19 protein-coding genes are annotated in these 16,284 nt (G+C 62.6%); 9 read left to right on the top strand and 10 right to left on the bottom strand.

The window, feature by feature from the left end:
• Window positions 1–209: 209 nt before the first annotated feature.
• From EK416_RS00095 to EK416_RS00080, 4 genes are all read left to right on the top strand, one after another.
• On the top strand, window positions 210–875 hold the full coding sequence (locus EK416_RS00095; RefSeq protein WP_127075096.1) for a MotA/TolQ/ExbB proton channel family protein: 666 nt from the start codon (window positions 210–212) through the stop codon (window positions 873–875).
• A gap of 30 nt (window positions 876–905) precedes the next feature.
• Entirely contained in the window at window positions 906–1,412 is a 507-nt protein-coding gene (locus EK416_RS00090) for an ExbD/TolR family protein (protein ID WP_127075094.1), read from the top strand.
• A gap of 7 nt (window positions 1,413–1,419) precedes the next feature.
• Window positions 1,420–2,142 carry an energy transducer TonB gene (locus EK416_RS00085; RefSeq protein ID WP_127075092.1) on the top strand — a complete coding sequence of 241 codons (723 nt, stop codon included), beginning with the start codon at window positions 1,420–1,422 and terminating at the stop codon, window positions 2,140–2,142.
• Between the two features lie 149 nt (window positions 2,143–2,291).
• Window positions 2,292–3,728: a coniferyl aldehyde dehydrogenase gene (locus EK416_RS00080; protein WP_127075090.1), complete on the top strand. Its 1,437-nt coding sequence runs from the start codon at window positions 2,292–2,294 to the stop codon at window positions 3,726–3,728.
• A 129-nt stretch (window positions 3,729–3,857) separates the two neighbouring features.
• Here the strand turns inward: EK416_RS00080 and obgE are convergent, their stop codons facing one another.
• The 8 genes from obgE to EK416_RS00040 all read right to left on the bottom strand — a co-directional run bounded on the left by obgE (window position 3,858) and on the right by EK416_RS00040 (window position 9,200).
• Window positions 3,858–4,892 (bottom strand): GTPase ObgE, encoded by a 1,035-nt coding sequence (gene obgE, locus EK416_RS00075; RefSeq protein WP_127075088.1) that lies wholly within the window; start codon window positions 4,890–4,892, stop codon window positions 3,858–3,860.
• Window positions 4,893–4,974: 82 nt separating this feature from the next.
• A complete protein-coding gene (locus tag EK416_RS00070; RefSeq protein WP_127075086.1) occupies window positions 4,975–5,190 on the bottom strand; it encodes a cold-shock protein in 216 nt (71 codons plus the stop codon).
• Window positions 5,191–5,856: 666 nt separating this feature from the next.
• Entirely contained in the window at window positions 5,857–6,342 is a 486-nt protein-coding gene (atpF, locus tag EK416_RS00065) for a F0F1 ATP synthase subunit B (RefSeq protein WP_127075084.1), read from the bottom strand.
• A gap of 5 nt (window positions 6,343–6,347) precedes the next feature.
• Window positions 6,348–6,833: a F0F1 ATP synthase subunit B family protein gene (locus EK416_RS00060; protein WP_127075082.1), complete on the bottom strand. Its 486-nt coding sequence runs from the start codon at window positions 6,831–6,833 to the stop codon at window positions 6,348–6,350.
• Window positions 6,834–6,935: 102 nt separating this feature from the next.
• A complete protein-coding gene (locus EK416_RS00055) occupies window positions 6,936–7,163 on the bottom strand; it encodes a F0F1 ATP synthase subunit C (protein WP_127075080.1) in 228 nt (75 codons plus the stop codon).
• 46 nt (window positions 7,164–7,209) lie between these two features.
• Window positions 7,210–7,953: a F0F1 ATP synthase subunit A gene (locus EK416_RS00050; RefSeq protein WP_164729789.1), complete on the bottom strand. Its 744-nt coding sequence runs from the start codon at window positions 7,951–7,953 to the stop codon at window positions 7,210–7,212.
• Window positions 7,954–8,072: 119 nt separating this feature from the next.
• Entirely contained in the window at window positions 8,073–8,417 is a 345-nt protein-coding gene (locus EK416_RS00045; RefSeq protein WP_127075076.1) for an AtpZ/AtpI family protein, read from the bottom strand.
• 108 nt (window positions 8,418–8,525) lie between these two features.
• The gene (locus EK416_RS00040) at window positions 8,526–9,200 is read right to left on the bottom strand and encodes an O-methyltransferase (RefSeq protein WP_127075074.1); all 675 of its coding nucleotides are present in this window, start codon (window positions 9,198–9,200) and stop codon (window positions 8,526–8,528) included.
• Window positions 9,201–9,297: 97 nt separating this feature from the next.
• On the opposite strand from EK416_RS00040, the gene EK416_RS00035 reads away from it, so the two are divergent.
• Entirely contained in the window at window positions 9,298–10,227 is a 930-nt protein-coding gene (locus tag EK416_RS00035) for an MBL fold metallo-hydrolase (RefSeq protein WP_245433888.1), read from the top strand.
• A 70-nt stretch (window positions 10,228–10,297) separates the two neighbouring features.
• On the opposite strand, the gene EK416_RS00030 is transcribed toward EK416_RS00035, so the two are convergent.
• Window positions 10,298–10,993, bottom strand: coding sequence for a glutathione S-transferase family protein (locus EK416_RS00030; protein ID WP_127075070.1), 696 nt, complete (start codon window positions 10,991–10,993; stop codon window positions 10,298–10,300).
• A 110-nt stretch (window positions 10,994–11,103) separates the two neighbouring features.
• Between EK416_RS00030 and EK416_RS00025 the strand changes: the two genes are divergently transcribed.
• The 3 genes from EK416_RS00025 (at window position 11,104) to EK416_RS00015 (ending at window position 14,196) form a co-directional block, all read left to right on the top strand.
• Window positions 11,104–11,712 (top strand): TetR/AcrR family transcriptional regulator, encoded by a 609-nt coding sequence (locus EK416_RS00025; RefSeq protein WP_127075068.1) that lies wholly within the window; start codon window positions 11,104–11,106, stop codon window positions 11,710–11,712.
• Complete coding sequence (locus EK416_RS00020; RefSeq protein WP_127075066.1) at window positions 11,709–12,407, top strand: glutathione S-transferase N-terminal domain-containing protein; 699 nt, start codon at window positions 11,709–11,711, stop codon at window positions 12,405–12,407. Before EK416_RS00025 ends, EK416_RS00020 begins: the two co-directional genes overlap by 4 nt.
• 262 nt (window positions 12,408–12,669) lie before the next feature.
• Complete coding sequence (locus EK416_RS00015; protein WP_245433887.1) at window positions 12,670–14,196, top strand: OpgD/OpgG family glucan biosynthesis protein; 1,527 nt, start codon at window positions 12,670–12,672, stop codon at window positions 14,194–14,196.
• 14 nt (window positions 14,197–14,210) lie between these two features.
• On the opposite strand, the gene EK416_RS00010 is transcribed toward EK416_RS00015, so the two are convergent.
• Window positions 14,211–14,651: a DUF1810 domain-containing protein gene (locus tag EK416_RS00010; protein ID WP_127075062.1), complete on the bottom strand. Its 441-nt coding sequence runs from the start codon at window positions 14,649–14,651 to the stop codon at window positions 14,211–14,213.
• Window positions 14,652–14,784: 133 nt separating this feature from the next.
• Between EK416_RS00010 and EK416_RS00005 the strand changes: the two genes are divergently transcribed.
• Window positions 14,785–15,828: an energy transducer TonB family protein gene (locus tag EK416_RS00005; RefSeq protein WP_127075060.1), complete on the top strand. Its 1,044-nt coding sequence runs from the start codon at window positions 14,785–14,787 to the stop codon at window positions 15,826–15,828.
• Window positions 15,829–16,284 lie beyond the last annotated feature (456 nt).

The raw sequence follows: 16,284 nt of genomic DNA, 5'->3' as shown, positions 1-16,284 counted from the left end.
GGATTGGTAAATGCAAGCCTCGGGCCAAACCCGGTTTGTAGCGCTGTCTTGTTGTTGTCGGGATCACCGGCAAGCTTCCACGCGGACTGTAGCCGACATGTTTTCGCGGAAGCCATGGTTGCGAAGTCATGCCTCATGGGGCATAGCTTCAGGTGCGCTCGCCGCCCTGGCGGCCTGCGATCCGAACGCCACTTCCAAGAGAGAGAAGCATGGATCACCTCGCGATTGGCGACCTGTTAGCAAATGCCGATCCGGTCGTCAAAGGTGTGATGGCCATTCTTGTGATCGCTTCCATCGCCTGCTGGACGATCGCGATCGAAAAGCTCGCGCGCCTTATCGCTTTCTCGAAAGAGGTTACGGCGCTTGAGAGCGCGACCCCGACAGGCGGCGTGCCGTCGTCGTGGCTCGTCGCGCGCATCCGGCAGATTGTCGACGAGGAGCCTCGCTCGAATGGGGAGCGGCCTTCCGAATTCGCCGCGCGGCTCGAAAAAAGCTTGCATGCCGAAGCGGCCGCGCAGTTGCAGCGGCTTCAGGCCGGGCTTCCCTTCCTCGCAACGGTCGGTTCGACGGCGCCGTTCGTCGGCCTGTTTGGCACAGTCTGGGGCATCATGCGCAGCTTCGCGGGCATCGCGGCAGCAAAGGACACGAGCCTCGCCGTGGTTGCGCCGGGCATCGCGGAAGCGCTGTTCGCGACGGCCGTCGGCCTCGTCGCCGCCATTCCCGCCGTCATCTTCTACAATCAGAGCAATGTGATGCTCGGCCGCGTCGCCGAGCGCCTCGCCGCCGCCTCGACGCGCTTCGCAAAGCTCAAGGTCTATGGAGCGGGGCAGGGCGAAACGCTGAGCGAGCCCGTGCTGGCACAGGCGAGGCGCTGACATGTCGCGCACCGATATTGTGAGGGCTGAATGGCCGGTCTGATCCCCGGAAACGGGTCGTCGCGCCCGCAAACGAAGATCATGGCGGACATCAACGTCACGCCCATGGTGGACGTGATGCTTGTGCTGCTCGTCATCTTCATGGTGACGGCGCCGCTACTCATGGCGGGCGTGCCGGTGCAATTGCCGAAGACCTCCGCGCAGAAGATCGCCAAGCCCGAGAAGCCGGTGATCGTTTCGCTCACCGCCGAACGCCGGCTCTATATTCGCGATGAGGAAGTGAATGCCGGTTCGCTTATTCCGCGCCTGTCCTCGATCCATGCTGCCGAGGGTGACGGATTCGTGTTCCTGCGCGCCGACAAGACGATCCCTTATGGAGAGGTGATGGAGCTTCTGGGCCGCCTCGACGCTTCGGGCTACAAGCGCATCTCGCTGTTGTCGGAAGCGTCCGCCGAAAGCGCGCCTGCGGGCTCGATCGTGCATAAGGAAGCGGAAGGTTCCCACGCCGCGCACGGCAAGCCATCGCTCGCGCCGTGATACTCCCATGAACAGCGCGTCCCTCATTCGCATCCGCCTCGTCTCCGCGCTTGCCGCGCTCCTCCTGCACGCCGCGCCTTTTGCGCTGCTCATGTCCGGCGCCGCCGATTTCGACTCGGACGCGATCCAGTCCGGCGCGGGTGGCGACGATCTGACCATCGTCGCCACGGTCTCACTCGACGAGATCCAAAGCATCGGCCCCGACGCGGCGAACGTCGAGCAGGCTGCGGCCTCGGCCGGAAGCGAGCAATCGCCGCCGCCCGAGCCCGAGCCGGTACAGGAGGCCGAAAAGATCGAGCTTCCCCCGGAGCAGGCCGAGGTCATGCTGCCGAAGAAGGAAGAGGAGCAGCCTGAGAAGCCGCAGGAGCAGCCGCCCTCCACGCCCGCGCCTTCAAGCACGGCGCAGGATGAAGCCCGTGCTTCCACCCGCGCCTACGAGGCGAGGATTGCCCAGCTTCTCGCCGCCTACAATCACAAGGTTCATCAGGCGCTCATGCGCAACGCGTCGCGGCCGAAGAACCGGGAAAAAGGCCGCGTCATGCTCGAACTGAAAATCGCGCCGTCGGGAGAACTACTCTCCCAGCGCGTGGTCAAAAGCTCGGGCGCGCGCGATCTCGACGAAACGGCGATGGCGTCGCTGCAACGCGCGGCACCGTTCCCGCCAATGCCGTTCGAAATCGCGAAAGGGCCACGAACGCTGCTTGTGCCCTTCGATTATTCGTCCAATTGAAGCCTTGAAACGTTGCGTGCGCGACCCGGGTTCTGACAAAACTGTCAGGAAGTCGCCCGAGCGTCTTCCCGGAGGGGCTTGTCGGCCCTATCTTCTCAAAAAACGCCCGCAATCGATGCGATGGCGGGTAACGCGGGGAGGACGGCAGCATGACCACTCTTGAGGCTCCCGACGTCAAACCGCAGACCCGCCTTGCCGAGGTGCTGACTCTTCAGCGCACCGCCTTTCTGCGCGACGGGCCGCCTGACCTCGATGAGCGCCGCGAGGATCTCAAGCGCCTCATCGCCGCCATCGGTGAAAAGGCCGACGCGATCGCGAGCGCCATTTCCGCCGATTTCGGTTCGCGGTCGTCGCATGAGACGATCGTAGCCGATGTCTGGCCTGTGGTTGCGGGTGCCCGCAACACCGTGAAGCAACTGCGCGGGTGGATGAAGCCCAGGAGCGTCGGCGTCGGCATCGAGCTTTTGCCGGGACGGGGGCGCATCCTGTATCAGCCGCTTGGCGTGGTGGGCATCATCAGCCCGTGGAATTATCCGTTCCAGCTCGCCGTCGCCCCCCTCGTCGCCGCCCTCGCCGCCGGCAATCGTGTCATGCTGAAGCCGTCGGAACTGACGCCGCGCACGTCGGAGTTTCTGTCTGAGTTCCTCGCGAAGCTGTTCCCGGAAGAGAAGGTGGCGACGGTGCTCGGTGGCGCGGATGTCGGCGCGGCGTTCTCGTCGCTTCCATTCGACCATCTGCTTTATACCGGCTCGACGGAGATAGGCCGCCGGGTCATGCGAGCCGCCGCCGAAAACCTGACACCCGTGACGCTGGAACTCGGCGGCAAGTCCCCGTGCATCATTGCCGCGGATGCGAATCTTGCCGCCGCCTGCCGGAGCGTTGCGTTCGGCAAGCTACTGAACGCCGGTCAGACGTGCATCGCGCCCGATTACGCTCTGGTTCCGAAGCAGATGCTGGCTGATTTCGTCGGCGGTCTTGAAGCGGCGATCCGGGCTCTGTACCCAACGCTTCGCGACAATCCGGACTACACGAGCATCATCAACGCGCGCCATTACGCCCGCATCGCGCGTCTCGTGGACGAAGCACGCGCGCGCGGCGTGCGTATCGTGGAGATCAATCCCGGGGGGGAGCAGCTCGCTCCGGATGCGCGGAAATTCGCGCCGACACTCGTCATCGAACCGCCCGCCGATCTGGCCGTGATGCGCGAGGAAATTTTCGGGCCGGTGCTGCCGATCCTTTCATACAACACGCTCGACGACGCCATCGCCTTCGTCAACGCGCGCCCGCGCCCGCTTGCTCTGTACTATTTCGGTGTGGGGACGACGGACCGGGACCGTGTGCTTGCGCGGACCACGTCCGGCGGCGCGGCGGTCAACGAAACGCTGCTGCACGTCGCGGCAGAGAATCTGCCGTTCGGCGGCGTGGGCGCGTCGGGCATGGGCGCGTATCACGGCGAAGCCGGGTTCCGGACCTTCAGCCACGCCAAGAGCGTTTTCTTGCAGAACCGCATCAATGCCACGGGCCTGCTGCACCCGCCCTATGGCCGCGCTGCCGATTTCATGCGCAAGTTTCTGCTTGGGCGGTAGCCGGGCGCCGGCTGACACAAAGGCCCCGCGAGACCGCGCCCTCCGCCGTGCCGTGACTTGAAAGCGGCACGGCCTCCGTCTTTGCATTGCCCGTCGCTTGGCTTCGGTGCCGATATAACGCAGGCCGACCTAAAGCTCCGGTTGCCATTCGGCGGGGGCGGGCTTTTCTTCGCGGCCGGGCTCACGGATGACCTTTGCAAGGCGCAACAGCGCGTCACGCACGCCCGCGCCCGACACGCCTGAAATGAGCAGCGGGTTCTTCCGCGCGACGGCCTTGAGCGCGGCCGCCTTCTCGGCGGCGACCTCCGGCGTAACCGCGTCGCATTTCGAAAGCGCGACGATCTCGCGTTTGCGGCCAAGCCCCGCCCCGTAAGCCTTCAACTCCCCACGGATCGTGCGATAGGCCGCCGCGACGTCGGGTTCTGTCACGTCGACGAGGTGCAGGAGAACGCGGCAGCGCTCGACGTGACCGAGGAAGCGGTCGCCGATGCCCGCGCCTTCATGCGCCCCTTCGATCAGGCCGGGGATATCGGCGAGCACGAAATCGGTGTCGCCCGCCTTGACGACGCCGAGGTTCGGATGAAGCGTCGTGAAGGGATAATCGGCGATCTTGGGCTTTGCCGCGCTGACGGCGGCCAGGAAGGTGGACTTGCCGGCATTCGGCAATCCGACGATGCCCGCATCGGCGATCAGTTTCAGCCGGAGCCAGATCGTCATCTCCGCGCCCTGCTGGCCGGGGTTGATCCGCCGGGGGGCGCGATTGGTCGATGACTTGAAGTGTGCGTTGCCGAAACCGCCATTGCCGCCGGCCGCAATGAGCGCGCGCTGGCCGGGTGTGGTAAGGTCTGCGATCAGCGTCTCGTTATCTTCGGCGAAGACCTGCGTGCCGGGCGGAACCCGAAGAACGGCGTCGGAGCCGCCCGCGCCGTGGCGATTCGCGCCCTCGCCGGGGCGGCCATTGCCGGCCTTGAAGTGCTGCTGATAGCGGAAATCGATGAGCGTGTTGAGGTTCGTGACGCATTCGACATAAACATTGCCGCCGCGTCCGCCGTCGCCGCCATCGGGGCCACCGAACTCGATGAACTTCTCGCGCCGGAAAGAGAGGCAGCCACTGCCTCCATCCCCGGAACGAATGTAAACTTTTGCCTGATCAAGAAATCGCATGGCTCGCAGTTAAGGAGATTTGCTCTCCGACGCAAGCGACACAGTGAGGTTTTTCGAACTCGCCGGGCGATTTGCGGAATGTTCAGTCGGCGCGCTCGAGATTGACCGCCTTGGGGCCCTTGCCCTTGGGGTCCGGCTGGGTTTCGTAGGTCACCCGCTGGCCTTCGTCGAGCACCCCGACGCCCGAGCGTTCGACAGCCGAGATGTGCACAAACACATCCTTGCCGCCCTCATCCGGCGTGATAAAACCAAAGCCCTTCGCCTGATTGAAAAATTTGACCGTTCCGGTCTGGCGCATGGGATGACACTCCTCTTCCCCAACGAAAGAACATGGCTACGGGCCATGTTTTAACTTATGCGAGCAAGCGGCATCGGGGGAAGTCATGCGTATCTTGTTCCGCTAACGCGGCATTCTATTAAACGCGCAGTTCCACGGGTTCCGATCATTTGCCCGATTGCAGCGAATTATGCGCGAACGGCCTCAATTCGTAAAGTGCCGTGCGATAAGTTTTCAAACACTTTTTAACAAGTCGCAAAGACTGGTGCTGAACAGCATCAGTCGCTTAGCCTATACCTTCTGGGGAATAGCTTGGCTCCTTTTGCTGCGTTCATTTGAACTTTGGCCAGGCGCAAGGGATCACGTGACGTCCAGGATGCCCCCGAAGCGACCGGTTGGCTTTCTTGACGAGGAAGGGCAGAAGACGGGCATGGGGGCGGCAGTGGGCGCTTTAAGCAGTGGCCCTTTCAATAGCGAGGGCTTTGCAGCAGGCGACAAGCCCTAAATGAAAAAACGCCCGCCGTCTCTCGACGGCAGGCGCTTTGGGGCACGCCCCTGAACGGACCTCTGGCGCACGCTCTTTCGAACGTGCTGGCTTCGAGAACACCGGCAACTTGTGAAAATCCGGCGCGTTCCGAATTTTCACATCCGATGCCGACGCCTTCAGCGGGAGTGAATCAATCGCCGCTAGTGAAGACGCTTCTTGATGCGGTCGAGACTGGCCGTGATCGTATCGTCGGCGATCTTGCCCGTCACCTTGTGCTGGAGAAGCTGCTCGGCCGCCGAAACGGCAAGCTCTGCCGCTTGCGCGCGGATCTGCTTGCGAGCTTTTTCCTCTTCGAGCTTGATCTTCTGTTCGGCAACCGAGAGCCGACGTGTGATCAGCTCGTCGAAAGAAGCGCGGGCTTCCGTGGCGTAGGCCGCGGCTTCCCGCTCCGCCTGCGCGATGATCTCCTGAGCTTCGATCTCCGCGTTTGCCGCGCGGCTCTTGTAATCGGCCAGAAGCGTCTCTGCCTCGGCGCGAAGTTTCCGGGCTTCTTCCAGCTCACGAGCGATCGCGTCGGAACGCTGGTCGAGCGCCTTCAGAGCCAGGCCGGGCACGTTGTAGTACAGGATGAGGCAAATGAAGAGGACGAAGGCAATGGCAACCCAGACTTCAGGATCCATCAACATGCTGTTTACTCCTTCGATCCCTGGCGCAGCGCCTCGCGAACCTCGTTTTCGGTGACGTCGACGCCGGCCAGTTCCTTGACGATATCACTGACGACATCGGCGGTGATGGCTTCCATCTCGCCGGAGGCTTTTTCGAGAATCGCCTTGACCTTGGTCTCGGTTTCGGCGGCCTTGGCCGCAAGCTCTGATTCGAGCGCCCGCCGCTTATCGTTGATTTCCGCTTCGAGCTTTTCGCGAGCGCTCCGGATCGTGCCGTTGCCCTTCGCCTTGGCGTTGGCGAGTTCGGTCTCGTAACGCTGAGCTTCCTGATCGGCTGCGGCCTGCGCCTCTCGGGCAGCCGAGAGATCGCCGCCGAGTTTCGCCTTTCGGTCGGCGAGGACTTGCGCGATGCGTGGAAGCGCAAGGCGGGAAAGCGCGACGTAGAAAAGCGTAAAAATGATCGCCAGCCAGATCAACTGGGGAGCGAAATCGCCGGGTTGCAGTTGTGGCATGGAAAAAACCGCCTGTGCGCTAAGAGAGACGGCGCCTCTGGAGCCGTCCGCTCGGATATCCGATCGGAAAGAGGCTCCCGGGCGCCGTCGCGTCTTTGATGATTAGAACACGAACAGAAGGATAAGGGCGACCACAAGGCCGAACAGACCCGTCGCTTCGGCCAGCGCAAAGCCGAGGAGCAGGTTCGGGAACTGGCCCGGAGCGGCGGACGGATTGCGCAGCGCGCCCTGAAGGAAGTTGCCGAAGATGCTGCCGATGCCGACGCCGGCGCCGATCAGGGCCGAGCAGGCGAGGCCCGCGCCGATGAGCTTGGCTGCTGCTGGATCCATAACGAAATCTCCTATTCGATCGTTCGGTTGAGTGGCTGGGAGTTAATCAGTGCGAACCCGCGTGGAGCGCGTCGCTGAGGTAGATGCAGGACAGCACCGCGAAGACGTAGGCCTGCAGGAACGCAATCAGGATTTCGAGGCCCATGAGAAGGACCATGAAGATGAGGGGCACGCCGCCGGCGGCGAGTCCGACATTCACGCCGAGACCGACCACGAAGCTGCCGAACACGGCGAGCATGGTATGACCGGCCATCATGTTCGCGAAAAGACGAACCGAGAGGCTGACGGGGCGGGTGAAGTAGGAAATGATCTCGATCACCGAAATCAGGGGCAGAAGCGCGATCGGCACACCGGAAGGCACGAACAGTTTCAGGAAGCCGAAGCCGTGCTTGAAGATGCCGATGAGCGTGACGCCGAGGAACACGAACGCCGCGAGCGCGAAGGTGACGATGATATGGCTCGTCACCGTGAACTGTCCGAGGCCGGGAATCGGAATCATCCCGAGCAGGTTCAGCGAAAGGATGAACATGAAGAGGGTGAAGATGATCGGGAAATAAGGCATCCCCGACGTCCCGGCGTTCTGGCGGACCATGTTCGCCACGAACTCGTACGAAATTTCGCCGAGCGATTGCAGCCGCCCCGGCACAAGCCTAGCACCGACGGTGCTGTACACGAGAAACGCCGTCACGAGCGTTGTCGCCATCACCATCCACAGCGACGCATTCGTGAACGACGCGTCGTAGCCGAACAGCTCAATCGGCGTGTAGCGGTTGATGACGAACTGGTGCATGGGGTCGAACCCCCCGCCGCCTCCGCCGTGATGGCCGCCTTGTTCGGTGGCGGCGTGCGCCGCACTGATAAACCAATCGATCATAGCAATCCCTGCCGAGCCGGAAGTCTCAGCCGTTTCTACTTGTCACCCATCCTCCGGGCCTCGCGGATCACGTTCAGGAACCCGGCGGCGATGCCGAGAAACAGGAACACCACTATAAAGAAGCGGGTGTCAAGCCACTGATCCAAGGCCCAGCCGATAAAGCCCCCCACGAACACACCTGCCACCATCTCGGTGGAGATCTTGAACGCTTTCCCGAGCAGGGAACTGCGTTTTTCCAGTTCGCTGTCGGACATGCCTTCGCGCTTATTGCCCTCCGGATCGAGCTTTCGTTCCAGCTCCCTCAGCCGCTCTCGCAAGCTTTCGCTTGTCTCGGGCAAACCTTTTCGGTCGCCCTGATCGCCGTCGCCGGAGGGATTCATAGAAACCCGATCACGTTAGGAATAATAAGCGCGTATAAAATTTCAGGTCGTTTCTAAGCTACGCTACAAAGCGAAGTCAACCACCGCGTTGCGGTGCGGCAAGGAATTTCATCGCATCTCCCGCACGACCGCCAGGACAAGACCGTCGTGAGACTTCACACCCACCGTCTGGATGATGGTTGCGTCGACAGCCGGGTGAGTGGCGAGCGCGTCGGAAAGTCGCTTCACGCCTGCAACCGCCGGAACCTCGGCGCGAGTCGGGTCGATCACCGCGCCGTGGCGGATCACATTATCCGCGACGATCATCGTTCCCGGTTTCGAAAGCTGCAATGACAACTCGAAATAGTCGAGATAGGGCTCCTTGTCGGCGTCGATGAAAATGAAGTCGAACGGCGGCTCGCCCGAGGCGATGAGGCGCGGCAGGATATCGAGCGCGACGCCCTCGCGGACCTCCACCTTGTCTTGCAGCCCCGCGCGGGCGAGGTTGCCGCGCGCGATGGCTGCGTGACGCGGATCTATTTCGAGCGAAAGCATCCGGCCGTCTTGCGGAAGCGCGCGGCCGAGCCAGATCGCGCTATAGCCGCCGAGTGTGCCGATTTCCAGAATCCGCCGGGCGCGGACCGCCTTCGCGAGCACGAACAGCAGCCGCCCGAGGACGGGTGAAACGCTGATTTGCGGTATCTGAGCCGCCTTCATATCCGCGACCGCCGCCGCAAGCGCTGCATCCTCCTTCGCGAACAGGCCTTCGATATAGCTGTCGACAGCGGAAAAGATGTCGGTCATCGGAAACTCCTCGCGCTCTGACGCGCGGCGTTTTGCATTGACAAAAAGGGCGCGCGCCCAAAGCTTTTTGCAACGGGACATTATTTTAGAGGTTTCCTTGACGAACCCCAACCACAAGACGCCGTCCTTCTCGCGAGAAATGGCATTTGAGTACGGGAAGCTGGAACTGATCGCGCCCGGCGTGCGGCGCATCGTGTGCGAGAATCCGGGGCCGTTCACGTTCAGGGGTACGAATCTTTATGTGGTGGGCGAGGGCGATGTCGCCGCCATCGATCCGGGGCCGGCGGGCGAGCGGCAGATCGACCTGCTTCTCGACGCGCTCGGTCAGAGCGGCGAGCGGGTGGCCCATATTATTCTTACGCATTGCCACGCAGATCATAGCGGTGCGGCAACGGCGCTGAAGGCGCGCACGGGCGCGCCGACTTATGGTTTCGCGCGCAACGCCGACGATCCGGTCATCGGCAAGCGTGGGCCGTCCGGCGGCGATTTCGTCATCCCCGTGACGTTCGATGTGCCGCTCCGCCATGGCGATGCGGTACGCGATGCAAGCTTCGAACTTCGCGCGATCCACACGCCGGGGCACGCGCCCGATCACCTCTGCTTCCACCTCGCGGAAGGCAACATCCTTTTTTCGGGCGATACGGTGATGGGCTGGAATACGAGCGTCGTCGCCCCGCCGGAAGGCAACATGGGAGATTATCTCAGGTCGCTCGACATGCTGATCGGGCGAAACGATGCGGTATATTTTCCCGCCCATGGGGGGCCGGTCCACGAGCCGCAGCGCTTCGTCAAGGCGCTTGTCTTCCATCGCCGTTGGCGCGAGCTTGAAGTGCTCGAAGCGCTGCGGGCGGGTGCCACGAACATCGGCGACATGGTCCCTCGCATTTACGCTGGCCTGGAGCCCGCACTCGTTCCCGCCGCCGCGCTTTCGGTGTTCGCGACGCTTGAACATCTGGTCGAGAAACAGATGGTTGCGACGACGAGGCCGGGCGCGCTCGATATGAGGCAGGAGTTCGCGCTTCTCTGATAAAGGGCAGCAGACGCGCGGCATGTCCCCTCGCCCGGCAGGTTCTTGCCGCCGTCTATCCCGGCTGTCTTCACAAGCCCACGCCTTCATGGTCGAGGTGCTTGAACATATGACGGCGAGCCGCCTCGTCCGTCTCTGTCACGAAGGTGAAGCGGTCCTTCAGCGCAAGGGCGCGCTGGGCCGCTGGCCGCTTCTCGATCTCGTCGCAATGGCGCTTGAGATAGGGAAACTTCGCCCACGCGCCTTCGCCCAGCACGCGTTCCACATTGCGCGACCAGCCCCACACGGCCATGTCCACGATGGTGTAGGCGTAGCTCACCATATGGCGGCGATTCTTGAGCCGGTCGTCGAGGATGCGGAAATGCCGCTCGGCCTCGAAGAAATAGCGCTTCTCGGCATAGGGCACCTTTTCCGTGGCGTAAGACCTGAAATGGCGCGCCTGACCCGAGAAAGGCCCGACGCCGGTCCCCACGAACTCAAGCCACGAGAGCATTTCCCCGCGCGCGGCCCAGGTGTTGTTCGGCGGCAGGAACTTGCCCGTCTTGTCCGCGAGATAAAGCAGGATCGCGGTCGAATCGAACACGGCGTGGCCGCCATCGACGATGACGGGCACCTTGCCGTTCGGGTTCAGCGCGAGGAATTCCGGCTCGAACTGCTGACCGAGCCGCACGTCCACCGGGATCGGCTCGTAGGCAAGCCCGGCCTCTTCGAGAAACAGGGCAACCTTCATCGGGTTCGGTGTCGGGTTGAAATAGAACTTCAGCATCGGGGATCTCCTTGCGTGACGCTTTTTTCTGTAGGGGAGGTGGTTGCAAGCGGCGCATGGGACAATATATTTTGGAGCGATCGATCTAATTCAATGGTAAATGAAGCGACATGAGCCGCCCCCGCGCATTTGATGAGGACAAGGCGCTCGAAGCTGCCGCCGCCTGCTTCTGGGCGAAGGGCTTCGCGGCGACGTCCGTGCGCGACCTGGCGGCCGCAATGAGCATCACGGGCGCGAGCCTTTACAACGCCTATGGCGACAAGCGCGGCGTGTTCGAGGCGGCGCTTTATCATTATTGGAATGCGGGCGCGCGGACCCGCATGGCTGCCATAGAGGCGAAGACGAGCGGGCTTTCCGCCATCGAGGCGTTTTTCGCGGCCGGGATCGAGCGCGCGGCAGCCGATTGCGAGCGCAAGGGCTGCCTGATCGTCAATTCGGCGCTCGACGTTGCGCCGCACGATCCGGGCCTCGCCAATGTGATCGCGGGCTACCTCATGGAAATCAAAAGTTTCTTCGTCTGGCACATCGAAACCGCCATCGAGCGCGGCGAGAGCCCGAAGTCCATCAATCCCCAGACGCACGCCGCGAATCTGCTCGCTGTGCACATGGGGCTGCGCGCCCTGTCGCGCTGTTATTCCGAGCGCGCGTTTCTTGAAGCGGCGGTAGCGCCCGCGCTCGCCGCGCTTCGCAACCAACCTCACAAGGAGGAAGTCGCATGATCGAGCTTTATTACTGGCCGACGCCGAATGGGCACAAAATTACCCTGTTTCTGGAAGAAACGGGGCTCCCCTATGAAATAAAGCCGATCAACATCGGCGCGGGCGACCAGTTCAAGCCCGAGTTTCTCGCGTTTTCACCCAACAACCGCATGCCCGCGATCATCGACCGCGAGCCGAAGGACGGCGGCGAGCCGGTCACGGTCTTCGAATCGGGCGCGATCCTGCTTTATCTCGCGGAGAAGACCGGCAAGTTTCTGCCCGCCGATGTGCGCGGGCGCTTCGACGTACTGCAATGGCTGTTCTGGCAGATGGGCGGACTTGGACCGATGGCGGGGCAGAACCATCACTTTGTGCAGTACGCGCCGGAGCGCATTCCTTACGCGATGGATCGCTATGTGAAGGAGACGAACCGGCTCTACGGTGTGCTCGACAGGCGGCTCGCCGACCGCGAGTTCATCGCGGGCGATTATTCCATCGCCGACATGGCGAGCTATCCCTGGATCGTGCCCCACAAGAAGCAGCAGCAGAACCTCGACGATTTCCCGCATCTGAAGCGCTGGTTCGATGCGATCCGCGCGCGGCCCGCCACGGTGCGCGCCTATGAGAAGGGCGCGGCCATCAGCAACACGTCGGTCATGACGGAGGAGGGCAAGAAAATCCTCTTCGGCCAGACGGCCGGGGTGGTGAAGCGGTAGACGAAAACGGCGGCAGCCGTCGCGTCGCTGGCTTCGCGCGACCGCCTCTCGTCCCTGGCCGGCAGGCGAGAAGCCATCCGGCGACAGATCATTGCGGCCTCGACCGTTCGCGCGGTTGATAAGTTTGCCGTCGCCGCAATCTACGCGCAAGTCCGTCACGTCACGGTCAAATTCGCGGCGGGTGTTTCTCCTTGCTGGAGATGACGCACGGCAAACAAGGATAAACGCGGGAGATCGGATGATGGATCGTCGGGCTTTTTTGATGGGAACGGCTGCCGCGGCGCTCGCGTCGAAGGTTTTCGCCGCCGAGGGAGCGGGAATTCTGTCCGGGCCGGAAATCCCCTTCTCGTTCGACAAGCTCATCGCCGACGCGAAGGCTCTATCCGAAAAGCCCTTCGAGAAGGCGCAGGTTAAGGACCGCGATACGCTGGAACGGCTCGATTTCGACGAGCATCAGCAGATCCGCTTCCGCTCCGATTCCGCGATCTGGGTCAAGGGCGACGGCCCCTATCCGATCGAGCTGTTTCATCCCGGCAAATGGTTCAAGGAGCCGGTGCGCATCTTCGTCGTGAACGGGACGAGCGCGCGCGAAGTCAAATACAGCTCCGATCTCTTTTCCTATGGCACGAGCGAATTCGCAAAGACGCTGCCGCCGGACACGGGCTTTGCCGGTTTCCGGGTGATGACCGCGCCCGGCGTGCCGGACTGGCTTGCGTTTCTCGGCGCCTCTTATTTCCGCAGTCCGGCCGAGACGGGGCAATACGGCCTTTCGGCGCGCGGCCTCGCCATCGACACCGCGCTCAACCGGCCCGAAGAGTTCCCGCGTTTCACCCAGTTCTGGCTGGAGAAACCGGCGGACGGGCGCAAGGGCGTGATCGTCAACGCGCTGCTCGATTCGCCGAGCATAACCGGCGCCTATCGCTTCGACGTCGAGCATCCGGGGCGCACGGTGATGGATGTTCGCGCGCATCTCTTCCCGCGAGCGGACATCGAGCGCGTCGGCATCGCGCCGCTTACCAGCATGTACTGGTACGGCAAACCGAATCGGAAGGTCGCGGTCGACTGGCGCCCCGAAATACACGACAGCGACGGCCTCAGCATCTGGTCGGGCGGCAATGAACGCATCTGGCGCCCGCTCAACAATCCGCGCTCGATCCAGACAAGCTCGTTCTACGATACCAACCCGAAAGGATTCGGCCTCCTCCAGCGCGAACGGAATTACTCTCAGTATGAGGACGACGGCGCGTTCTACAACAAGCGCCCGGACGTTTGGGTGGAGCCGCAGGGCGACTGGGGCGAGGGCGCGGTGCAACTCGTGGAGATTCCAACCGATGATGAGATCCACGACAACATCGTCGCCTACTGGACGCCGAAGGAGCCGTTCAGGCGCGGGCAGCATCGCGAGGTCCGCTACAAGCTTTACTGGAGTCTCGAAGAGCCGTTTCCGTCGCCGCTGGCGAAGGTGGTAGCGACGCGCGTAGGCGCAGGCGGAATTCCGGGGCGCCCCCGCCCGCGCGGTCTTGTCAAATATGTCGTGGACTTCGAGGGCGGCAAGCTTTCCGAGCTTCGGCGGCGCGGCGATATCGACGTCGTCATCACAGTGTCCACGGGCCGCGTCGAGCGCGAGGCCGTTTATCCCGTGGTCGATAGCGAACGCTGGCGGGTGATGTTCGATTACACCGCCGCGTCGGAAACGCCTGTCGATATTCGCGTTTATCTGAAGAAGGGCAATGACGCTCTGAGCGAGACCTGGCTTTTCCAGCATCTCGCATCGCTCGCGACGCTATAGATTGCAGCGACGGCTCAGGCGTTGCCGAGAAGCCGAAGCGTGGCGGCATCCGGTTCACCGTCGCACAGCGTGTCGATGGCTTCGGCGAAAATCGGTTCGCCGGAGCTGGCCGCTTTCCCGAACAGCGTCATCGATGACCGGAATTTCAAATCGTCGGGCGACGGCAAGATCGCGTTGACCGGCTTCCCCGCGTCGAGCACGAGCTGCGTGCATGCGACGAGACGCGACCCCAGCACCTTGTCGCAAAGATAGGCTCGCGCTTCATCGAGCGATGCGATGCCGTATCGCGACGCCATCGGACTGCGTCCGAGCCCGCGCAATTGCGGAAAAATGTACCACATCCAGTGTGTGAGTTTCAGCCCTTGCCGCAACTCCGCCACCGCGCGGGCGTAAGAATGCTCCTGTGCGTCGACGAATCGCCGCAAATCGAACGTTACGGGGCTTTTTCCTGTCATGATCTTCGCCATGGCCGCTCTATCGCCGGACTTGTTTGGTTGCGCGAGCGGATTCTCCTCAAATGGTGTGGAGCGGGCCCGAGAAAACCGTCCAACTTTTCCGCGAAGCAGATAGATTTCGAGCGTGTCGCCCTTGGCCAACATCGCTCACCTCCTTCGCATTCCGGAAGCCGATTCCGGGCGAGCCGCGCCGGCAGGTCGCGGATGGGGTGGCGTTTCCCTCGTGGCGGAGCGGGCGACCTGGGTTGCCGATCTCGCCGGGCCTGTGTCGTCGCCGCTTTTCGCCCGCGCCTCGGTCCCGACCGGTGCCTTGCCCCGGGCCTGCGATCTCGTGCCCGAGCGGACCGCGACGCCGCCGCTGCGCGGATCGCGGCGCGCGATTGTCGCGGCAGTCCTGGCGGCGCTGGCGCTGCATTTTCTGGTGATCGCGCCCCTGATTCCCTTGTCGGCGCCCGCTCCTGACGACGAGGTTACCCAGCGTCTCGGCATGGAGACCGGCCAGCCGCTGAACGTCTCCGTCATCTCGGCCGAAGATCTGAAGCGTCTGAACTCCAATCCATCCAAAGTGGGCGAGCCCGAGCCTGCGCAGCCCGCGCCGCCTCAGCCTGACATGGAGGCGGAACCGACGCCGCCGCAGGAGGCGCAGCAGCCCTCGCCTCGGCAGGAGCAGAAGCCAGAGCCTTCCACGGAGCAGCAGAAAGCCGCTTCTGCTTCGCCTCTTGAATCCAAATCCGAGAAAGAAAGACCGTTCGATCTGGAAAGTTATATCGCGAATTTCATGAAACCCGCCCGGCCCGATCGTGAGGCCGAGCAGAAATCGGCAGCGCGGGAGGCCCAGCCGCAACGCAAGGTTACGCGCGCAGGAAGGGTGAGCGGATATCGGCCGGGGGCGACGTCGAGCGGCAAATCGAACGAATTCGAGCGCGCGGTGATCTGGGCGCTCGGCGCCACGACGCCGATGGGCAACGGCAAATGGGGCAGCGTGGTCGTCACCTTCGCCGTGGGCGACGCGGGGCGCGTGGACGGTCTGCGGCTCATCAAAAGCAGCGGCGATAATTGGCTCGACCAGGGCGCGCTGATGGCTGTCCGGCAGGCGAAACTCCCGGTGCCGCCTTCCGGTTTGACGGTCGGCGACCGCACCTTCGTTGTGGAATATATTTCGACGCCGAAATTGTAGCCGCGAGGCTTTCGCGAGGCTGGCGGCGTCCGGGCGATTTCGGTTTTTCCGAGAATTCCACAAGTCCGCATTTTATGCGTTGACAGGGGGCGGCCCCATGGCTAGAAAGCGGCCTCCAGCGATTGACCAAGTCATTGAGAAATCGCGGGAAGACCTCCTGAAATCGAAGCGGCAATGATCAGTTCCCGGATTGGTCGCCGATTTGGCATCAGGTTCGAGCCTAAAGTTTTTCAGGAACAACCTTCTTGACAAAGCTTGTGGGTTCGATTAAATAGTTATCCCCCTGCCGCTAATCGGTTAAGTCCCGATGAAAGGTTTTGGGGTGCTTCCTCAGCATGGTGTGGGCTTGATCCGGCCGAAAGGCTGGCGATGGTTTTCTTCGCCTTGTTGGACTCCGCATCTTAGCATCGCTGCTTTTTTTTAAGAAAGCGCTTGACGAGGTTAGGGTGGTGGGGT

Source organism: Rhodomicrobium lacus (genome assembly GCF_003992725.1).
Classification (GTDB): domain Bacteria; phylum Pseudomonadota; class Alphaproteobacteria; order Rhizobiales; family Rhodomicrobiaceae; genus Rhodomicrobium; species Rhodomicrobium lacus.
The sequence above is the reverse complement of the archived record's forward strand: the minus strand, read 5'-3'. Positions and strand labels throughout refer to the sequence as shown.